This window comes from Eoetvoesiella caeni, from assembly GCF_003315175.1.
GTDB classification, from domain to species: Bacteria; Pseudomonadota; Gammaproteobacteria; order Burkholderiales; family Burkholderiaceae_B; genus Eoetvoesia; species Eoetvoesia caeni.
Map to the genome: position 1 here is coordinate 59,835 of NZ_QNRQ01000012.1, position 20,748 is coordinate 80,582.

General features: G+C 57.1%; 18 protein-coding genes. 6 read left to right on the forward strand and 12 right to left on the reverse strand.

What is annotated here, in order from left to right; all coding sequences use genetic code 11:
- Positions 1 to 5: 5 nt before the first annotated feature.
- The 7 genes from DFR37_RS17820 to DFR37_RS17850 form a co-directional block, all read right to left on the reverse strand.
- Positions 6 to 782 (reverse strand): cyclase family protein, encoded by a 777-nt coding sequence (locus DFR37_RS17820; protein WP_113934538.1) that lies wholly within the window; start codon positions 780 to 782, stop codon positions 6 to 8.
- A 16-nt stretch (positions 783 to 798) separates the two neighbouring features.
- Positions 799 to 2,109, reverse strand: a complete 1,311-nt coding sequence (locus tag DFR37_RS17825) for a TRAP transporter large permease (RefSeq protein WP_113934539.1) — start codon at positions 2,107 to 2,109, stop codon at positions 799 to 801.
- Entirely contained in the window at positions 2,106 to 2,717 is a 612-nt protein-coding gene (locus DFR37_RS17830) for a TRAP transporter small permease subunit (protein ID WP_113934540.1), read from the reverse strand. Before DFR37_RS17830 ends, DFR37_RS17825 begins: the two co-directional genes overlap by 4 nt.
- 21 nt (positions 2,718 to 2,738) lie before the next feature.
- A complete protein-coding gene (locus DFR37_RS17835) occupies positions 2,739 to 3,797 on the reverse strand; it encodes a C4-dicarboxylate TRAP transporter substrate-binding protein (RefSeq protein ID WP_211317273.1) in 1,059 nt (352 codons plus the stop codon).
- A gap of 60 nt (positions 3,798 to 3,857) precedes the next feature.
- Positions 3,858 to 4,556 carry a TetR/AcrR family transcriptional regulator gene (locus tag DFR37_RS17840; RefSeq protein WP_113934541.1) on the reverse strand — a complete coding sequence of 233 codons (699 nt, stop codon included), beginning with the start codon at positions 4,554 to 4,556 and terminating at the stop codon, positions 3,858 to 3,860.
- Between the two features lie 266 nt (positions 4,557 to 4,822).
- Positions 4,823 to 5,896, reverse strand: a complete 1,074-nt coding sequence (locus DFR37_RS17845; protein WP_113934542.1) for an aromatic ring-hydroxylating dioxygenase subunit alpha — start codon at positions 5,894 to 5,896, stop codon at positions 4,823 to 4,825.
- Positions 5,897 to 5,923: 27 nt separating this feature from the next.
- Positions 5,924 to 7,588: an FAD-dependent monooxygenase gene (locus DFR37_RS17850; RefSeq protein WP_113934543.1), complete on the reverse strand. Its 1,665-nt coding sequence runs from the start codon at positions 7,586 to 7,588 to the stop codon at positions 5,924 to 5,926.
- 185 nt (positions 7,589 to 7,773) lie between these two features.
- Here DFR37_RS17850 and DFR37_RS17855 point away from each other — a divergent pair, with 185 nt between their 5' ends.
- From DFR37_RS17855 to DFR37_RS17870, 4 genes are all read left to right on the forward strand, one after another.
- The gene (locus tag DFR37_RS17855; RefSeq protein WP_113934544.1) at positions 7,774 to 8,694 is read left to right on the forward strand and encodes a LysR substrate-binding domain-containing protein; all 921 of its coding nucleotides are present in this window, start codon (positions 7,774 to 7,776) and stop codon (positions 8,692 to 8,694) included.
- Positions 8,695 to 8,917: 223 nt separating this feature from the next.
- A complete protein-coding gene (locus tag DFR37_RS17860; protein ID WP_113934545.1) occupies positions 8,918 to 9,523 on the forward strand; it encodes a VOC family protein in 606 nt (201 codons plus the stop codon).
- A 33-nt stretch (positions 9,524 to 9,556) separates the two neighbouring features.
- A complete protein-coding gene (locus tag DFR37_RS17865; RefSeq protein WP_113934546.1) occupies positions 9,557 to 10,432 on the forward strand; it encodes an SDR family oxidoreductase in 876 nt (291 codons plus the stop codon).
- A 16-nt stretch (positions 10,433 to 10,448) separates the two neighbouring features.
- Entirely contained in the window at positions 10,449 to 10,784 is a 336-nt protein-coding gene (locus tag DFR37_RS17870; protein ID WP_147251637.1) for an EthD domain-containing protein, read from the forward strand.
- An 18-nt stretch (positions 10,785 to 10,802) separates the two neighbouring features.
- Here the strand turns inward: DFR37_RS17870 and DFR37_RS17875 are convergent, their stop codons facing one another.
- Together DFR37_RS17875 and DFR37_RS17880 are read right to left on the reverse strand one after the other, a co-directional pair.
- On the reverse strand, positions 10,803 to 11,312 hold the full coding sequence (locus DFR37_RS17875; RefSeq protein ID WP_170139948.1) for a MarR family winged helix-turn-helix transcriptional regulator: 510 nt from the start codon (positions 11,310 to 11,312) through the stop codon (positions 10,803 to 10,805).
- A 117-nt stretch (positions 11,313 to 11,429) separates the two neighbouring features.
- On the reverse strand, positions 11,430 to 12,566 hold the full coding sequence (locus tag DFR37_RS17880; RefSeq protein WP_244960397.1) for an ABC transporter substrate-binding protein: 1,137 nt from the start codon (positions 12,564 to 12,566) through the stop codon (positions 11,430 to 11,432).
- Between DFR37_RS17880 and DFR37_RS23350 the strand changes: the two genes are divergently transcribed.
- Positions 12,451 to 12,873 carry a hypothetical protein gene (locus DFR37_RS23350; protein WP_244960402.1) on the forward strand — a complete coding sequence of 141 codons (423 nt, stop codon included), beginning with the start codon at positions 12,451 to 12,453 and terminating at the stop codon, positions 12,871 to 12,873. The genes DFR37_RS17880 and DFR37_RS23350 overlap by 116 nt on opposite strands.
- Positions 12,874 to 12,935: 62 nt before the next feature.
- Here the strand turns inward: DFR37_RS23350 and DFR37_RS17885 are convergent, their stop codons facing one another.
- Positions 12,936 to 14,342, reverse strand: coding sequence for a dihydrolipoyllysine-residue acetyltransferase (locus DFR37_RS17885; RefSeq protein ID WP_113934550.1), 1,407 nt, complete (start codon positions 14,340 to 14,342; stop codon positions 12,936 to 12,938).
- Positions 14,343 to 14,359: 17 nt separating this feature from the next.
- On the reverse strand, positions 14,360 to 17,038 hold the full coding sequence (gene mdeB / locus DFR37_RS17890; protein WP_113934551.1) for an alpha-ketoglutarate dehydrogenase: 2,679 nt from the start codon (positions 17,036 to 17,038) through the stop codon (positions 14,360 to 14,362).
- 214 nt (positions 17,039 to 17,252) lie between these two features.
- Between mdeB and DFR37_RS17895 the strand changes: the two genes are divergently transcribed.
- Positions 17,253 to 17,732 carry an Lrp/AsnC family transcriptional regulator gene (locus tag DFR37_RS17895; protein ID WP_113934603.1) on the forward strand — a complete coding sequence of 160 codons (480 nt, stop codon included), beginning with the start codon at positions 17,253 to 17,255 and terminating at the stop codon, positions 17,730 to 17,732.
- Positions 17,733 to 17,790: 58 nt separating this feature from the next.
- Here DFR37_RS17895 and DFR37_RS17900 read toward each other — a convergent pair whose 3' ends face one another.
- Complete coding sequence (locus DFR37_RS17900; RefSeq protein ID WP_242341907.1) at positions 17,791 to 20,601, reverse strand: autotransporter serine protease; 2,811 nt, start codon at positions 20,599 to 20,601, stop codon at positions 17,791 to 17,793.
- Between the last annotated feature and the right edge of the window lie 147 nt (positions 20,602 to 20,748).

A 20,748-nucleotide genomic window follows, 5' to 3' on the forward strand; every position in this document is an offset into this window, starting at 1 on the left:
ATGATTCAATCTTCGAATATGGCCACCGCGCGGGTGAACCCCGCCGAAGCGCCGCGAATCTTGTATGGAAAGCAAGAAATCATGAAGCCGTTCGGCGGCAAGCTGTGCAAATTGCCCAGCTTTTCCAGGTGGCAATAGGCGCGCTTCATGCTGGCCCGATGCCCTTCCCATATGATCGACGCATCGTGATTCTCGGCGAACTTCTTGGCCGTATGCACGAACGGCGCATCCCAGCTCCAGGCGTCGGTGCCAGTAACCCGCACACCGCGCTCGGTCAGATACAGCGTGGCCTCGTCGCCCATGCCGCAGCCGGCGGAGACGTAATCGGGCTGCCCGTAGCGGGCGCCCGCCGCGGTATTGACCACCACAATGTCGTAGGGCTTCAGCGTATGGCCAATGCGCGCAAGCTCGGCTTCCACTTCAGCGGCGGTTACTACATGACCATCGGGAAGATGTCGAAAATCCAGTTTCACGCCTGGGTTGAAACACCACTCCAGCGGCACTTCGTCGATTGTTATGGCCCGCTGGCCTCCGTCCATGGTGGAATGAAAATGATATGGCGCGTCCAGGTGCGTGCCGTTATGCGTGGACACATTCAAGCGCTCTATCGCCCAGCCTTCGCCACCGGGCAGATCCTCGACCTTGGCGCCGGGAAAAAACGATACGACATCAGCCGCAGTAGCTTGATGGTTGAAGTACTTGACTTCGGGCATGTGGCCGGGCGGATCCGAAGCGATGTCTGAATCCAGGGAAACCGAAATATCGACAATGCGACGCGTCATGATGAAATCTCCGAAATCAGCGTCCCAGGACGCCGACGGCAAGGGAAGGAAATACTAATATCAAGATAAGCACGGACGCCATAATGGCCGCAAAAGGCAAGGCCCCCAGGAAAATCTCGCCAAGCTTGAGCGTACGGTCGGGCGACGTGCTTTTTATTACATACACCGACAACCCGAAAGGCGGCGTCAACAAACCTATTTCCACGGCTATGACCGTGACAATACCGAACCAGATTGCATCGATGCCCAGCATCTTCATGATTGGAAAGAACAAGGGCACGACTATCAACAGTATCGAGGAGCTGTCCAAGATGGTTCCCATGGCGACAATCAGAACCACGTAGGCAATGATCACGCCCCAGTAGCCGATATCGCTGGCGGCAATGCCCATGCTGATGTATTCGGGCAGTCCGCTAAGCGACAACATGCGCGAATACATGCTGGCCGCAATGATCAAGAAGCAAATCGCCGCGGTAACCTGCCCTGTGTCGGCCAGCACTTTCCATATTTTTCCGGGCGGCAGGGCCCGGCGCGCAAAGCCGATAATCACGGCGCCCAGCGCTCCCACCCCGCCCGCCTCGGTGGGAGTAAAGAAGCCGCCGTAGATGCCGCCCAGCACCAGCGCTATCAGAATAACGATGGGCGCCGACTTGCCCAACATGGCGCCCAATGACATCGGCGCCACGTTCTCGGTAATGCCGTCGCCCGCGAAAGCCGGCCAGCGGCGCGCCATGACATATACGCCCAGGCCAAAGGCAATGGCCAGGATAATGCCGGGCACGACGCCGGCCAAAAACAGATCGCCAACCGACTGTTCGGTAAGAATGCCGTAAAGGATCAGCAATAGGCTGGGCGGTATCAGCATGCCCAGCACCGAACTGCCCGCCACAATGCCGTAAGCGAAGCGCTTGCTATAGCCGTGCCGAAGCATTTCGGGCACGGCGACGCGAGTGAAAACCGCGGCCGACGCTATGGAAATTCCTGTAATGGCCGCAAAGATGGCGTTCGCCCCCACTGTTGCAATACCAAGCCCGCCTTTGATTCGGCCCAGCGCGCGGTTCGCGACATCGAACGCATCGCGCCCGATGTCCGCTTGCGACACAACAAAGCCCATTAAAACGAACAATGGAACCACGCCGAAGATATAAGAATCGATGGATTCGGATGCCGCCAGTGCCAGCATTTTGCCCGCTATCAAGGTACTGCCCTTGATGGCAAACACACCCAGGAAAGAACATACGGCCAAAGCAATGGCCACATGCATGCCCGCATAGATAAACACCACCATGCCAAGCAGGGCCAGCGAGCCGATCATAAGGTCGCTCATGCCCGGCCCCCTTGCGACTTATGCACCGGCGCCAGCACAGGCTTGCGCATACCGGCCGCAACGTGCGCCGCGCGAATGGTACGCAATAGAAACTGCAATCCCAACGCCACGACACCTATCAGCATGATCAAGCGCACTGGCCAGATAGGCGCGCTGAAGTCGCCAATATTGCCGACGTATGTATTGCGCGACCAGGCCCGCAGGAAGATGGGCAGCAAGCCATGGAACAGAACCACGCAAAGCGCGGCTCCGGCACCACAGTAAAGCGTTTCGAGGGCTGCCTGCAGGCGCTGCGGCAAACGTTCTATCAGGACCTCGGCCCGCGTCAGGCCGCCCGAACGCAGCGTATGGGCGATTTGCAGGAAAACGATGGCGACAATCGACATGCTGACCAGCTCGGGCACGCCCGAGACGGGCTTGCCCAAGAGCGAGCGGCTAAGAACGTCGGCATTGATGATCAGCATCACCGCAACGATGATCAAGGTGCCGCTGGCATTCAAGATGGAAGTAAATCCGTCCAGCATACGTTGAATCCGACCGTTCGATGGGGGCAGGAAGTCCCCTTCGTCTTGATTGCCGACAGGAACATCGGCATGAATTTCAGCCATGGCTTGCTCCTATCCCGATCGTTATTCTTTGTCCCAACTGCGCAGCGGCTTGGCCCCGGCCGCACGGACCTCCTGCATATAAGAATCCAGAACTTGACGCGCGGGAAGCTTCTGGCCCTCAAGCTGAGCCACCCAGCCTTTGGCGGGGTTCTCCATGACCTTGGCGTACTCGGCTTGCAAAGCTTCCGACTGTGTATTGAGTTTTCCACCGTTGGCGACCAAAGTTTCCAGCGCTGCGGTGGTCGCCTTGCGCAGGTCGTCCAGGTACGCCACGCCGAATGCCTTGGCGCCCTCTACCAAGGCGGCCTTGAGCCTCTCGGGTTGTGCTTCGTACCAGTCCTTGTTGACTGCAATGCCGCCCGCATACTGGGCCCCATAGCCGACACGCGTTATGTACGGCGCTACTTCCTGGATCTTGGCAGGTACCGCTGCCGTGGCAAACGTCAACACACCGTCATAAAGCCCGGTTTGCAAGGAGTTGTAGTATTCGGTCAGGTTGCCGGCCACGCCGACGGCGCCCGTACCCTTGACCCAGTTGATGGACGGGCCGGGCGTGCCGATCTTGCGGCCTTTAAGATCGTCCAGGCTTTTCAGGGGGAACTTGGTGAACAGCAAATAGTCGTCCAGCGCGAACCCACCGCCAATATAGACAAGGTCATTATCGTCCCAGGACTTCATCATGGCGGGCGTCTTGCGCTGCACATCTTCCACCGCCGCCGTTACTACGCCGGGATCGGTCGACACAAAGGGCGTGTAATACGTAATGTTTTGCAGCGGCATCTTGGACAATTCGAAGATCGTCGGCACCAGCGCCACATCGGCAACCCCCTCTTGCGCCGCCTCCAGCTCTTCGCCTACCTTGGCGAGCGAACCGCCGTATTGCTGCTTCCATTCAACGGTAATATCCGAGCCCTTCAAGGACTTATCTACCGCCGGAACAAAGGTCTCCTGCAAATGCTTGACCCAGCGGAACACGGGCGGATGTCCGTTGACCAAAGTAACGGTAATTGTCTTGGCCTGCGCAGCCAGAGAGGCCGCTGTCAATACAGCCGCCAGCGCGGTAGCTTGCAAAATACGCATGTGATGTCTCCTCGTGGGAATTGCTCTCGGATCTGTCCGATGTAGATGGAAAAACGGCGATTAAGATGTTTCCTTGCGGCTTTTCTTGCGGGCCCGTGCCCCTGCCGCGGTTTGCCCGTTGTTGCCGCCGGCGGCCAGGGCTTCTATTCCCGCCGACACAAAAGGAATGATGCGCGCCATCATGGCGTCGACGTCACCATCGTTGCACTCGCCGCCCGACAACTGGCCGGCGCGCCCCGTTGCGGCCATCATGGTCATGCCCACGCCGATGGCGAACATATAGGCCCAGACCGCTTCGGAAGGCTCCAGGCCGGGAACGATTTGCTGAAACGCCTTGATGAATTTCTGCGCGGTGTTGTCGTAATAAGCGCCTACAAGGGCACGCGAACGTTCGTCGTCGGCATTGGCGGTTACTGCCAATACGCGCGAAAACATATTGCCCGCCTGGCCCTCGTGGCCGAATTCCACCGTAGGACGAAACAAGGCGTCGATCAGGTCCCCCAACGACGGACACCCCTGCCCTTCAGGCCCGAAAAGCCTTTCCAGCCTGACGATCCGTTCGGCATTGATGGCGCCCGAACGCCGCGAGAACATGGCCTCGAATAGTTTTTCCTTGGTGCCGAAGTGATAGTGCAGCAACGCCTGGGCCACACCCGCCTCGGTGGCGATCTGGCGCATGCTGGCGCCCTCGAAGCCATGCAGCGCAAAAATGCGCTCTGCGGCATCTAATATGGAATGACTGGAGTTCTGCTCGGACAACTCTGTCTCCTGCATTTGGATTGATTTTTATGGGCCAAGTATGGAACTGACTGATCGATCAGTCAAGAGTGAAAGCGAGCATTCAACCCCTCTCAGGGAAAACACTGACCGAAAAAAAACGTGACACGGAATGGAACCGGGAGGAATGCTGAAGCCGCGATCCAAAGTAAAAAGCGGCCGAATGGCATTGCCTCTCGGTCCGCTTTTTACTGTTGCTTCAAAATCATGAAGCCTTGTTCGAGAGCTTCAAAGGCGTGGATGCAGGCCTAGGCTCGGGTCTCTACTTGCGGCGCTTGCGCTGAAGCCAACGCTTTTTCCGCCTGTTCCTTCTCGATTCGCATTGCCAGCAGACGCCTCGCGCGCATGGCCGCAGCGTCGGTCGTCAGAAGCACCGGGTTCAGCGACATAAGATCGGCGCCTTCCATCCGGGTTTGACAGTCGACGATCATGGGTTCGTCTTCAAGACGAAATGCCGTGTCGATACCTTGCCAGATTTTTTTGCTTAGCTCGGCATCGTCCCGCATACTGTCGCGCGCGACGGCCCAGAAATAGTGCGTCGAGTTTTCTGTTTCCGGAGTCAGGATATGCGCGCTGGGCGCGGAGGGTCCTTCGGAGGTTGGACGGCCGCATTCGGTAAAACCAACGTCCAGCATCAGGTGGCACGGAGGATCCCACCGCATATGGGCACGCCTGTCTCCTATCGTGGTCGAGCTTCTCCACATTAGTTGAAACAGCTTGGTCAGGGGTTCGTTCGGCATGGTGTTGTAGGCCCAGACGGTATCGCCCTCTACCTTCATCTCGAAAATATTGCGTTCGTTGGAGTCGGTGTTGCCGATAAACTTATGGACATATTGCGCATGGCTAAGGTCCAGCAAGTTGTCGGTGATCAACTGATAGTTGGCCCCGACATGAAGATAGCCCTGCACAATCGCATAATTGTCGTGGTCGGCAATTATGCTGAAGTCGGGAAGCGTGGCGGGGTCGGCCGCCGCGGGATCACCCATCCAGATCCAGACCAGGCCGTATTTTTCAAGCAAGGGAAAAGCGCCGACCCTGGCGGCCTTGGGAATGGAGCCGTGCGGGTTGTGCACACAGGCGCCCGTCGGCCCAAACCGCAAGCCATGATAGGGGCATTGAATGGCACCGTCTATTATTTTGCCTTTGGACAGCGGCGCATACCGATGCGGACAGCGGTCGGACAGCGCGATCGGTTTGCCGGCCTCATCGCGATAAAAAACAATAGGCTGGCCAAGCAAGGTCCGGCCAAGCAGCTCGCCGGTAATCTCATTCTGCCATGCGGCTGCATACCACGCGTTACGTAGATAAGTCGTTTTTTGCATGCTTGTCTCCGTGAGCTTTATTGATCTTTACACACCCAACAACGAATGGGCCGTGCTTCGCAGGCCGGTAACGGTAGAAAGAATATCGCTGCCGGCCCGCCAGGCATCGCCTCTCCAGGCAACATGCTGATCGGGCCGGATCAATGTAAGGGCCTGCGGATACAGCATGCGTATCGCGCCCGCCCGAGGACGAATTACGGTCAGCGGTATATTCAACCGAGCGGCATCAGCCTCCACCGCGGCAACAGCCGCTACACCCGCTGGCGCCGAGACCAGCAAAGTCAAGCCCGAACCAAAATGATCGTACAGCGAGCTGCCATCATGCATCCAGAGGTGCGGTGCGCGATAGCCGGGCTCGGAACAGGGAACATAATTGAGAAAGTCGCGCGCCTCGTCGTCGGGACGCTCGTAATCGCTGCGATCAACGACCGGAGAGTCGGAATAGCAATCCCCCAGGATGGTTCCCAAAGTGTAGAACTCCGACAACTTACCGGCCTTGATTCTTTGGCTTGCATGACGGCGTATGGCTTCTCCTTCGGGTGTGTCCTCTTCAATGCCATCTTCCAACAACGCGTTGCTCATGAGACTGTGGTTGGTGGTTGCCTCGCCCATGACGTGCACATGCACCGGCCGGCGCTCGCGCTCGTAGCTGTCCAGCAGCGCGGCGCCGCCCCAGCCCTGCAGAACCGCCGCCAGCTTCCAGCCCAGATCGACGGCGTCGCCCACGCCCATATTCATGCCGAAGCCGCCAAAAGGCGGATGCATGTGCGCGGCGTCGCCGGCCAGGAATACCCGGCGGTCGCGATAATGCGTTGCCAGCAGCCGGCTTGCCGTCCACTGGTCGGCGCTGATAATTTCGTACGGCAGATCGATGCCGGTAGCCCTGCGGATAAGGTCGGGTGCCTCTTCCTTGGTGATATGGACATCCGGCGCCAGCCCCGTCGGCATGAAGAACCAGCGATCACCTGTGTCCATGGGGCCTATCAGGCTGGGCACCTCAGCATTCACCTGCCAGTACATGATGGCCGGGCCATGGTGATGCGCTTTTTCCAGCCCAGGCGCCCGGAAAACAAAGTTATAGTTTCTGGACAAGCCATACGTGCCTTCGAGCCTTGCGCCGATGGCTTCGCGCACCAAGCTTCGAGGGCCGTCGCATCCGATCATGTACTGTGCTTGCACCTGGATCGAGACGCCATTTTTCGTATCATTGAGGTGAGCGGTGACGAAGTCGTCGCCCTGTTCAAAACTTAGCAGCTCGCATTCCAGTTGCAACTGTACGGAAGGCAAGGTAGCCAAGCGGTCGCGCATGACCTGCTCGACGGTGTATTGGGGAATCCATTGCGCGTGCTCGGAAAAGAATGGGTTGCGACCGGTGCCGCAGTACAGGGCGTTATCGAACTTGGCCAACTGGTAGCCAGACAGGCGTGTGGTGAACACGACATTCGACGGATAATAAATCCCCAGGGGAGAGGCCTCACGCAAAGTATCGGCTATACCCCAGCGCCGGAAATGCTCGCGCGTACGGACATTAGTGGTCTTCGCCCGCGGCGCGGTGCCGACGCGGTCATTCTTGTCGATGATCAAACAATCAATGCCGCGCAACCCCAGCTCGATAGCCAGGCCTTGCCCGACCGGGCCCGCTCCCACTATAAGAACTTGTGTGTCAAGCCGCAAAGGCAAAGGGGCATCCACGTATTTGGCTCCGTATCTTGTTAAATTTTTTGATTCGTAAAAATATACCGCCGCCTCCAAGACCGCGTAAGATGGCAAATTGAGCTAAGCGATGCCAATAAGTAATCAGCTAAGATAAAACGCATCGACAACGCCGGGCATAAGACCGACCGCGCAACTCAGGCAGATACGATACGGGCATCATTATGAAACTTATACAGCTTCGCAATTTACTGGCCATCGCCGAGCAAGGCAGCATACGCGCGGCCGCCCGCCACCTGGGTGTTGCACAATCCGCACTGACGCGAAGCATGCAGGAGCTGGAGCAAGAACTGGATGTCTCTTTATTCGACCGCGAGGCAAAAGGCATCAGTCTGACGCCGACAGGGCAGCGCTTTCTTACGAGGGCCCAAACCATTCAAAGCGAAGTGCGGCGCGCGCAGGAAGAAATCGAGCAATTACGCGGCAGCGCCACAGGCTCGATCTATATCGGCCTTTCAACCGTCGCGCAGATAGCCTTGTTCCCCTATGCAATCAAAGCATTTCGCGCCCGCTATCCAGACGTAGCCCTGAACATACGCGAAGGCCTCTTCCCCACTATAGAGCCTTTGCTGAAAAGCGGGACCCTGGACTGCTACGTCGGCCCCTTCCTGACGCCAGCGCCAGCGTCCGACCTGCTTGTTGAAAAGCTGATCGACAACTCGCGCGTCATTATTTGCCGCAAAGGACATCCGCTGGCAAATGCTCGTTCGCTTAGCGAGCTTGGTGATGCCGAATGGATAACGACATCCGTCACATATAAACCCGAGGAAGAACTGGGCCCCTTGTTCGCTCAATACGGACTGCCTAAGCCCCGCCTTGTCTTGCGCGCCCACTCGGCGCTGATGTTCGTTACGTCACTGGCAACGTCGGACCTGTTGGCCGCGTTGCCCGTACAATTCACAGAGCTGTCCATGACCGGCACCGCGCTGCAAGTCATCAAGATCAAAGAACCGCTGCCCGAGCCCCCTATCTGCCTGGTACGGCGAACGGGGCTTTTACCAACCCCCGCTGTCGAGTATTTCTGCGACATGATACGGCGCGCGGGCGTGCATCAAGAGCGCGAACGTAGCAATCTTGCGCGTTGAACGCGGCGTGCGAAGCTGTCCCATAAAAAAATTGACAAGCACAAATAGTACTGTCACCATACTAATCATGATTTGCGCCGCAGCGCCTGGCTATATATTGGCCAAATGGCCACAGCCGCAAAAAAGCTGATTCGTGACCTTGATATCATCAATTCAAATAACAACAGGCCGCGCCTTGCCGCCCATAAATTGCTTACGTCAATAAATGTAAATGGAGACAACCATGAACGCTGCAACCGAGCACAACAACGCCCCCAACCTGAAGTTCAGCCATATGGGACTTAGCGTAAAAGAACTGGAACCCATGGAAGCCTTTTACACCAACGTTCTGGGCTTTACCGTTACCGACCGCGGCACCGCGGGTGGAATGCAGTTGGTATTTCTTTCACGCGACCCGCTTGATCATCATCAAATCGTACTTGCCAGCGGCCGCCCGCCACGGTTGCCGCCCAATACGGCCAATCCGCAGTTCGGCCCCAGCATCAATCAAATTTCCTTCAAGGTCGGTTCGCTGGACGACTTGCGGGACATCCTGAAGCGCCTGAATGAGGCCGGGGGGGAAAGCATTTTCCCCGCCAACCACGGCGTTGCCTGGAGCATCTATGCGCACGACCCGGAAGGCAATAATCTTGAATTCTTCGTTGATACCGAGTGGTACATCACCCAGCCCTTTCTTATCCCGCTGGACTTCAGCAAAAGCAATCAAGAAATCTTCGAGCTGACCAAGTCAATGTGCGAATCCAGCGAGGGATATCAACCTTACGAACAATGGCGCGGTGCAATTGCTCCCAAAATGACGCCCTATGTAGAGCGCACCAGCTCGCACTAACCAACGGCAAGCCTCAAGGTCGGAACGAACAAGATGATTCTAGTCACAGCCGCCAACGGCAACCAGGGCAAGCTGCTGATCCCCAAACTGCTTGCCCTTAAGCTGCCAGTGCGTGCCTGCGTGCTGACGCAAGCATCCGCGCATGCCTTGCACGCCGCGGGAATCAAAGACGTGATCGTCGGCAACATCAGCGACCCCGGCATCTTGGCCAAAGCCATTCAAGGGGTCGAAAAGGTCTACCATGTGGGCCCCACCATGAATCCCCAAGAACGTGAAATGGGCATTGCCCTGATCGATGCCGCACGCGGCGAGGGCATAAAGCATTTCGTTTTCAGCTCTGTCCTGCATGCAATCACCTCCGACATCGTCCAGCACGAAGTCAAGCGGGACGTCGAAGAGCATCTACTTTCTTCCGACCTTCAATACACGATTTTGCAGCCATCCAATTACATGCTGCCGCTTAAGTTAAAGCCGGCGTTCGAGCAAGGTGTGTTCAGGCTGTCGTGGTCTCTTGAGCGCCTGCAGTCGCTTGTGGCACTGGAGGACGTCACGGACGTTGCCGCAGCCGTGCTGCAAAACAGCGAACCTCATGCCTACGCCACTTATGAGCTGGTTGCACCGGGAAGGTACAACGCGCACCAGCTTGGCGATACTATTTCACGCGTTGTGGGCCGAAAAATACAGGTAGAGGAAATCGACGCCGACACATACCTGAAAGCCTGGCTGGGCGATGCCGACCAAAGTCAGTTCCCCTACCAGGTCCGCATGCTGCGCTCGATCACCAAGCGGTATAGCAACCATGACTTCCTGGGCAATCCGAACGTCCTTACCTGGTTGCTGAACCGCCCACCCACTAGTTTCGAACAATTCGTTCAGTCTCAATACGCGGCATTCAAGGCCGGATCCTGACTTGGGGATAAACACCATGTACGTACGATGCGGCTATTTTATCGGGCAACCCGTTCAGGGCAAAAAGAAAGAACTGGATGAGCAACTGCATGCTGTCGTGGAGATGTACCGGCGCTTTCCCGGCATTCGCTGGGCCAGCATGCTGGTGGCCGACGAAGCCGACGTCGGAGCACCCGCAATTTACGCTACGATTCAATTTTGCTTCGATAGCAAGGCTGCTCTCGAAGCCGCTCTTGCCACTCCGCACCGGCAAGAACTTAGAGCGCATTATGCAAATGCCGTAATGCCGCTTTTTGAAGGTTCCGTGCAGCATGCCAACCAGGCAGTCAGCAATATAGTTTTCTCTATTTAGTCTTGGATCGGTAGCCGGCTATCTATGCACACTGATGCGCGGCGCCTGAACGCTTTCGTCGTCGGTAAAGCGGCTGCGTAGCAGGCGCAGTGCACGCAGCATCACGGCCATATCTTCGGCACCCGTAATTTCGGTCATTTCGTTCTGGACGTCGATCATGGCGTTGCGGATGACTTCCATCAGCTCCATGCCCAGCTTATCGAACGAGACGACCTTTGCCCGGCCATCGCGCGGGTCGACTTGCAGCTTCACCAGGCCAAGCAACTCGCACTCCCTGACGATCTGGCCCATGGAGCCCTTGGTTATTCCAGCCCTGGCGGCCAGCTCTACGATTCTGGTTCCATCGAAATCCAGGTGGCGCAGGACGTTGAAATGCACGTGGCGGACCATGGAAAAACCTGCGGCGTGAACCTTGCGCATAAGCGCCGCCTCGAAATATCCCCACCCGCCAAGCAGCATGCGACCCACGTTATCATGCCGCCAGCTGCGATTCGAATCGACGTCCAAGCCTGCGCTACGTTGTGTCACGGTCATCCTTTCGCTACTTTAATCCCAAATATTACCTGATGATCGCTCCCCCCAAATTGAACAGCGGCCCAAAGGGCCGCCGAAAATCCAATACCGCTAAAGCCGCTAGCCGGCCTCTTACGTCATTGGGCACAGATTATGATAAGCGTCCTGATGGTCCTTCATGGGAGTAGCTACCGTACGAACGGTGTAACGCCCTTTCGCATCCTTAATAACCTCATACATGGACATATCCAGGATGGGAAAATGATTGTTATTAAACTTGAAGCTACCCCGCACCGACTTGAAGTCCGCCTGTTTCAGTGCCGCCCGGAACGCGTCTTTGTCCGCAAGGTTTCCCTTTACCTTGGCAATCGCCGAATCCAGCAATAGCGCGCCATCGTAGCCCTGGGCGGCCCAGGTCGACGGAATATGCTTGTACTTGCTTTCGAACTGCTCTACGAATTTTCTGTTTACCGGGTTATCGGTATCCGGCCCCCAGAAGGACCCGCCAAAAGCACCCAATGCGCTATCTTTCAAAGCCGCGATAGTCGGAATTTCCAAAATGCCGCTGGACAACAAAGGAGTTGTCTTTAGCAGACCCGCCAATTGATACTGGCGTACAAAAGTAATAGCCAGCGAACCGGGATAAAACGCAAACACCGCATCGGGCTTTTTGGAGGTCAGTTGCGTCAGTTCTGCCGAAAAATCGAGCTGATTAAGCGGAGTATAGATTTCGTCCAATATCTTGCCCTTGTAATACCGCTTGAAACCACCCAGTACGTCTTTGCCGCCCTGGAAGTTTGCGGTCATAAGCACAACATTCTTATACCCTTTATCGTTGGCGTACTGTCCCACCACCTCGGAAATATTATCGTTCTGCCACGAAGCCACGAACAGGTTCGGAGAACAACTGGCGCCGGCCAGTGGCGATGGGCCGGAATTAAGGCCAACTAAGAATACGCCTTTATCCGTAATTGGCTTGGCAACAGCCATCATTACATTGGAGCCGACAACACCGGCAATGACCGGTACGTTTTCGCGTTCAATCAGCTTTGTCACGATCTGCGACGCAACCTCCGGCTTGAATTGGTCGTCCTCTTTGAGAATTTCCACCGGCACGCCGCCAAGCTTGCCGCCGCGCTCTTCCACGGCCAACATGAACCCGTCGTACATCTCTTGGCCCGGCACGCTGACCGGGCCCGAAAAAGTAGCCATGAACCCGATTTTTATCGGCTGTTGCGCTTGTGCAAAAGCTGCCGAGGCCGCAAGCAAGGCAGAGCCTGCAAGCAGATACCGCACTGATCTTTTCAGCATTGTGTTGTCTCCTGATGTGGATATTTCATTGTTATATTTTGTTCATTCACTGTACCGACATAGTCGAACGTCTGGAAGACATCAAGAAGACGAAACCGATATCCGAATAGCATCACTCAGATGGCGCCGATGCCGCTGCGCCCCATTTGAAGAAACACGGCGTCAAGAACGGGTCGGCCACAATCGCCAGATGACTTGCGTCGTTCACTGTATCCGCAAGACACTCAACCTGGAAGATCTCAATAAATTTCAGTTGATGCTGTAATCACATCGACACGGATGCGCTATGCCTTGCCCCGATTGCACGGTTCAATGGAGCCATAGCAGCTATAGAAGGATTTTGCGCAAATCCGTCAACGCCGAACTTAGATACACGCTGAATCGCGCACCAAGTGCGCCATCCACAACGCGATGGTCGTAGGACAGGGACATAGGCATCATCAGGCGCGGCACGAACTGTGCTCCATCCCATACGGGCTGGAACCTGGTTTTCGACAATCCCAGTATCGCCACTTCGGGCGCATTGATAATCGGCGTAAAGCCCAATCCGCCAATGCCGCCCAGCGACGATATCGTAAAGCTTGCGCCTTGCATGTCGGCCGGCTTGAGCTTGCCTTCGCGAGCCTGGGCTGAAAGCTCCGCCATTTCCAATGCGACCTGGCTGACGCCTTTTTTATCGGCCTCTTTGATTACAGGCACGACAAGGCCATTGGGCGTGTCGGCGGCGAAGCCAATGTTGTAGTACTGCTTGAGAATGAGGTTTTGGCCTGTGCTGTCGAGCGAAGAGTTGAAGGCGGGGAACTTCTTCAAGGCGGCAACGCTTGCCTTGATGGCAAACGCAAGCAGGGTCAGCTTGGCGCCTGAACCGGTCGCGGCGTTCACACTTTTACGGAATTCCTCCAGCTCGGTCACATCGGCTTCGTCGTATTGGGTAATGTGCGGAATCATGACCCAGTTGCGATGCAAGTTCGGGCCGCTGATCTTCTTGATGCGCGACAAGGGCTGCAATTCGGTTGAGCCGAATTTCGAGAAATCCAGGGATGGCCATGGCAATATGTTCAGCCCCGTCCCGCCCGCCAGGACAGACCCCGCCGAACTTGCCGAGGAATCGGCCACCGCCGATTTTATATAGCTTTGCACGTCGCTGCGCTGGATACGGCCCTTGGGGCCGGTACCTGCAGAGCGCGCCAGATCCACGCCAAGCTCGCGCGCATACTTGCGTACCGACGGCGAGCCATGAGCTATGCCCCCAGTGAGCGCCGACGGCGCAGACGAGGCTTGCACAGCAGTCGCTATCGCTGCAGAAGCTGGGGCAGGGATTGCTGCCGCAACGGCGGGTTCGACCTTAGACTGCTCCGTCTCGCCATCCGTCCGCCGTCCAGCCACATCGGCCCAAGCCGATGCCTGCGCATGCTCGGAAATGGCAGCCGGCTCCGAAACAAAAGCTTGCATCGGCGAAGCAGAGTGCGCAGTGGGCTCGATCGCTCTCTGTTCGCTTTGCACCGCTACTATCGCCAACAGAGATCCTTCGGCTATTTTGTCGCCGACCTGTACTTTCAATTCTTTCAGCACGCCCGCATGGCTCGCCGGGATTTCCATGCTGGCTTTATCGGACTCCACCGTAATCAAGGACTGGTCCACCTTGATGCTGTCGCCTGGCCCGACCAGCACCTCGATGACTTCCACCTCTTTAAAGTCGCCGATATCCGGAACTTTGATTTCAATCGTGCTCATAATGGGGTATCCGTTGCCTATACGGTCGTCGACAAAGGCTGGCTCAAATCCAATCCCAAGGATTGAGCAAATCCCTTCAGCTTTTCAGGATCCTTCCCGGCGCCAAGCTCGCTGAGAGCCGTATAGGCTATCCATTTCGCATCCACCTCGAAGAAGTCGCGCAAGTTGGCACGCGTATCGCTGCGCCCAAAGCCGTCGGTGCCCAGGGCAACATAGGACGCCGGAACAAAGGCGCGAATGCCTTCGGCCACAGCGCGCACGTAGTCGCTGACGCCGATTACCGGTGCGGTGCTGTCTCCCAATTGCTGCGTGACGAAAGCCTTCCTGGAATCTACACCCAGCCGCTCGTCGCGCTGGGCGGCAATACCGTCGCGCGATAGCTCGGTGTAGCTGGTTACGCTCCACACTTCGGCGGTGATATTGAGCTTTTCTTTCAGCAAGGCAGCCGCGCCTATGGCTTCCTTCAGAACCGGGCCCGACGCCAGCAAACGCACGGCGGCATTGTCTTGCGGCTGCAAACAGTACATACCGCGTTTGATGCCTTCTTCAGCGCCTTGCGGCATGCTGGGCTGGGCATCGTTCTCGTTCGTGACGGTGATGTAATAGAAGACATCTTCGTCGTCGACCAGCATGCGTTGCATGCCGTCCTGCACGATCACGGCAATTTCATAGGCATAAGCCGGGTCGTAAGACACACAATTGGGTACGGTAGAGGCAATTAAATGGCTGTTGCCGTCCTGGTGCTGCAGGCCTTCCCCCGCCAGTGTCGTGCGGCCCGATGTGGCCCCGATTAGAAAGCCACGCGCCCGCTGATCGGCCGCCGCCCAGATAAGATCTCCAATGCGCTGAAAGCCGAACATCGAATAATAAATATAGAACGGCAACATGGGGATGCCGTGCACCGAATAGCTCGTGGCCGCGGCTGTCCACGATGAAATCGCACCCGCCTCGGTAATGCCCTCCTCCAGTATCTGTCCATCGATCACTTCACGATAAGCCAGTATGGAGCCGATATCTTCGGGCTCGTACAACTGCCCTTGAGAAGAATAAATGCCCACCTGCCTGAACAAGTTCGCCATCCCGAAGGTGCGGGCCTCGTCCGCCACGATAGGCACAATATTCTTGCCCAGCCCCGCGTCCTTCAACAGGTTGCCCAGCATGCGCACCAGCGCCATGGTGCTGGACATGTCCTTGCCGCCCGCCTCCAGGGCGAACTTGGCATACGACTCTACGGCAGGCACGGGCAACTGTGTGTGCTTTACGCTGCGGCGCGGCATAAAGCCGCCGAGCTCGGCTCTCCGTTTCAGGAAATGCTTCATCTCCGCGCTGCCTTCGGCCGGCTTGTAAAAAGCCAGTGCCTCGCAATCCGCATCGGAAATTGGCAGGCGGAAACGATCGCGGAACTCGAGCAGGGTGCTGGCGTCAAGTTTCTTCTGCTGGTGTGTAGTCATTTTTCCCTGGCCTGCGGACCCCATGCCAAAGCCCTTCTTCGTCAGTGCAAGAATGACCGTGGGCCGGCCGCGATGATTGGCCGCCGCATGATAAGCCGCGTAGATTTTCTTCATGTCATGGCCGCCGCGGCGCAGACGGTCGATCTCGTCGTCCGTCAGCATATCCGCTATGGCACGCAGGCCAGGTGTTTGCCCAAAGAAATGCTCGCGATTGTAGGCACCGTCATTCGCTGCAAAAGTCTGCAACTGGCCATCGACAGTGCGGCCCAGCACGTCTTCCAGTTCGCCGCTGGCATCGCGCGCGAAGAGCGGGTCCCAATCGGCGCCCCACAATAATTTGATGACATTCCAGCCAGCGCCGCCGAATGTAGTTTCCAGCTCGTCCACAATGCGGCCATTGCCGCGCACGGGGCCGTCGAGCCGCTGTAGATTGCAATTGACGACGAAAACCAGGTTGTCAAGGTTTTCGCGCGAGGCAAGGCTAAGTGCGGCCAGAGACTCGGGCTCGTCCATCTCGCCGTCGCCGAACACGCCCCACACCTTGCGGTCCTGCGGCGCCATCAAGCCGCGGTTTTCCATATAGCGCATGAAGCGAGCATGATAGATAGCACTGATCGGTCCAAGCCCCATGGAGCCAGTGGGAAACTGCCAGAAGTTTTCCATCAGCCAGGGGTGGGGATAAGACGAAAGGCCATGCTTGCCATGTTTTTTTGCTTCGATTTCGCGCCGGAACAAAGACAGTTCCTCTTCGCACAAAGTCCCTTCCAGAAAAGCACGGGCATAAATTCCGGGCGCCGAATGAGCCTGAAAGTACACCAGGTCGCCGCCGAAGGTGTCCGAACGCGCACGGAAGAAATGATTGAAGCCGACTTCAAACAGATCGGCAGCCGAAGCATAGCTGGCTATATGCCCGCCCAGTTCGCCGAAAGCACGATTGGCGCGCACCACCATCGCCAACGCATTCCAACGGATAAGGCTTCCAAGGTGCAGTTCCATCTCCAGAGCATCCGACCCGCCGGGAAAGGGAGGCTCGTCCGGAACACGGATGGTATTTACATACGGCGTCGTACGAGACTGCCGCCAATCGAGGCCCATTTTCTGGGCAACCGTGCTTAGCTGCGTCAAAAGATAGCGGGCCCGCTCCGGGCCTGCCGCCTCTATGACGCCGCGCAGGGCGTCAACCCACTCTGCAGTTTCAAGCGCGTCCGCGTCAGTATTCAAGTAGTTTGCCGATGACATTTCCATGACCTTATTCCTAGTCGCATGCGCTGCCTAGACTGCCCGCACATTCAAATTCGGCCCGACGCCAAGTAGTCAAATCTGCGAAAACAGCACACTAAATAACAAGAAATAGAATAAGGCGGATGGCGCCGCATTTGGAGCCAAATATAGCTTTCGAATGCTTTTAATTCAGCATAAAATACTTCAATTAAATTGAATTAAAGTGGAAAATATCGACATGGAACTAGATGCGACTGATTTGCGTATCCTGAAGATATTACAGAACGACTCCAAGATCAGTAATATCGAACTCGCGAAAAAAATCAATCTCTCGCCCTCGCCCACCTTGGCCAGGGTCAAGAATCTGGAAACACAAAAAGTAATTTCCCGCTATGTTGGGCTGGTCGATCCGGCTGCGTTGGGCCTGAAAATGACGGTGTTCATCCAGGTCAGCCTGGACAGGCAAGAGGCAGCCACGCTGAACCGCTTCGAGAAAGAAGTCATCCAATTCAGCCAGGTCATGGAGGTGTACTTGATGACCGGCGACGAAGATTATCTGCTGCGGATAGTCGTGCCGGACATCCAGGCGCTAGAGCGCTTCATTCTGGATCATCTGACGACAATCCCCGGCATAAAAAAAATACGCTCAAGCTTTGCACTCAAGCAAGTGAAATACAAGACGGCGCTGCCTATCGACAGCAACGCCCCACTAGGTTAGTTCACCTGCGCAATTTGACGTATGGGCTCTGAAGAGCATTACGATTTCTGCCCCTGCCTTAGAAACGCACTCTTAAAAACAGCGAGCCCGAGTTGTCGACACTGCCCTTGCCGAACTGGGCGCTGTAGCTAAGCCCCAGCGCTGCCTGCTTGCCAAGCGCCACTTGCGCGCCCAGGTCCACCACGGCGGCATCCTTGGCTATCGGCGCGCCCGTCACGGTAAACGCCACATTGCTGGCTTGCACGAATGACATGCGGCGGCTTGGGTCGAGATCGCCGTTTGCGTGGCGCCATCCCAGTCCCGCGGTCAGTGTGGTTTGTTTGTCGGCAATGTCCAGCGTCGTTTTTCCACGCAGGCCCAGGGTCAGTGTCGTGAGGCGGTCGGTATGGCTGCCTGCCTGCAAAGCGGCTATACCGCCCTCTTCAGTAAAACCCTTGCTGCGCTGGTTCAGCCATGCCAGGCCTGCATAGGGCTCGATCACGCTGGACTGCCCCACCGGCATGGCATAGCCCAACTCTGAAAACAATTGAACTGCCTGAGCAGCGTAGCTGGCCTTGAGCGTCTGGCTACCGCCAAAAGTGAGGTTGCGGCGGCTGTCGATTGCGTGGTGCGTATAAGCTGTGCCTGCCAACAGGTTCAAACTGCTGCCTGTGCTAAGGGCCCAACTGCGGGCGCCGTACAAGGCGCCGGTATAGCTCTTGACATTCGATCTGGACGAACGATCATCGACATTGATTCGGCCCTCGGTGTAGCCCAGCGCCGCGCCCAGCCGCCACCCCTTGCCCATGGCGGCATCGCCGCCCAGGAACAACCCGGCCGTATCGGTCTTGACCTGCGCCGCGTTACCGTTGTCTTTGAGCGTATTCCAGTTGCCTACCACGCTGGCCCATAAGGGATAAGCCAATGATGTGGGCATGGCGCCCGCCGGCATCGCGCCGGAGGCTTGCGCAATCGGTGCGCCGGCCACCAGGCCCGCGCCCAGATTGCCGCGCATGCGCTGGCCCAGCGTACGCTGCACCAGGCTGCCGGTGTTGAGCAGGGCCGACTGGGTGCTGGCGTGCAATTCGCCTGATAGCTGGTCCATATTGGACGGCAGGGTATCGAACGTGCCATTGAGAATCAAGTCGTACAGCGGTTTCAAGCCCGCGGGAGGAGTGCCAGAGACCGCGTCCATGGCGTTGCCGACCGCCTTCTGGTTTGGCGTGGCCAGGTACTGCGCAAAGGTGGCATCGCTGCGCGCAATGGCCAGTTGCAGCGTACCGGGCAATGAATAATTCAGCGCAGGTTTCAGGAACACCAGGCCCTGCTGCGTGCGGGCCTCATCGTATTGGCCCTCGATGCCGCCCGCAGCGGTCACTATGGGATAAAGGCTGCCAACGGAGAACAATTCGTTCGCTCTTATTTCGACCGTGCCCCCATTGAGCGTAGCCTTCCCGCTGACACGGATTTGGTCGTTGCCGCCGGCATTCGCCTCGACTTGATACAAAGATCCTGGGCGCGAGACGTAATCGCCATCTACGGTCAAGACACCCACCGAGTTGCCCGGCGTAACCGTACCGGCGTTGTCCAGCCCGCCCACGCGGCCCGAGCCGCCCAGCGTACCTGCCGCTGCAACCTGCACCGCAGAGACCTGTGATCCGTTGACCACCAGCTTGCCGCCCTGGACCTGGCTGGGACCCGTATAGGTGTTCACGCCCACCAGCGTAAGCTGGCCGGCACCGCGCTTGACCAGGCTACCGCTACCGCTGATATCGTTGTAGAAGGTGGAGCTATAGCCTTGAGTGTCGACATCGAACGTATCCACAAACTGCGCCGGCCCGCGCACGGCCTTGCCGACGTTCAACAGGCCCCAACCGTACACAGTGGGATCTCCCAGGGGAGTGGCCGTAGTCAAGATGGTTTGCTGCAAATTGTGCGCAGTGAAATATGGGTAGGCTTGCTTGACCAAAGCGGCTGCGCCCGCCACATGGGGTGAAGCCATCGAGGTGCCCGAAAAACGGACGTAGCCGCCCTGGGCATTCACCGAGTAAATGCCGAATTTGTCTTGGTCGTCGCCGCCCCCCGGCGCGGACAAGCACCACGCCTGCGCCACGCCGCAACGGTTGGAGTAATTGGTGATCCGGTTATCAGGCCCTACGGCGGCCACCGCAAGCCAGCTGTCCTTGAGCTCTGGAAAAAGATAGGGTGCGCCACCAAGAAGGTCGGGGTTCGGTTGCGATTCATTGCCGGTTGCAAAGACCATGAGGGCGCCCGAATCGGCCACATTGCGCATGGCGCCTATTGTCTTAGGAAACGCCGCCAGCGCACTCGTCGATGTATATTCGCCCACATTGCAGGGCCCCGGCTTGTCAGGGCAATCATTTACGCCCAGGCTATTGTTGATGATGGCCAGCTTCTGAGCCGCCAGTAAGTTCCAGCCTGGGGCGAAGTCGTCATCGTCGTTCTCCGTATCCTTCATTCTGACCGAGAACAGCCTGGCATCGAACGCTACACCGTGCATTCCTACGTTATCCCGGCGCGCGGCAATAATGCCGCTGACATGCGAACCATGGCCCTCTTCATCAAAACCTATCCCGGGCCCGACAGGCGCGTTCAAGATGAAGTCATAGCCACCGGTCAACTGCCCAAGGAATTCGGGATGCAAGGCCGCAATGCCACTATCAAGCAACCCGACGGTAACGCCGCTTCCGGTATAGCCCAACGCATATGCCTGCGCGGCATTGATCTGTTGCAAGCCTTCCTGGCTGTAATATTCGGGGGTCTGGAAATTGAGGACGGTCTGGGCGCCAGCAGACGGGCTTGCAGCCCATAGCGCAGCGCAAACCACGGCCATGCTGGGGCCGGCGGATAGGCGGCGGAATATTGTCAAAGGACCTCCTGGCGCTGTATAGGGAAACCGCTGGCTGGGCGGTGTCATTATCGATATACGGCCGTCAGGCGGCCGTGGAAGGCCGTCATGCTAACGCAAACACTTACATAACGCAGCAATTGTTACATTTGTCGCTATGCCTCTGAC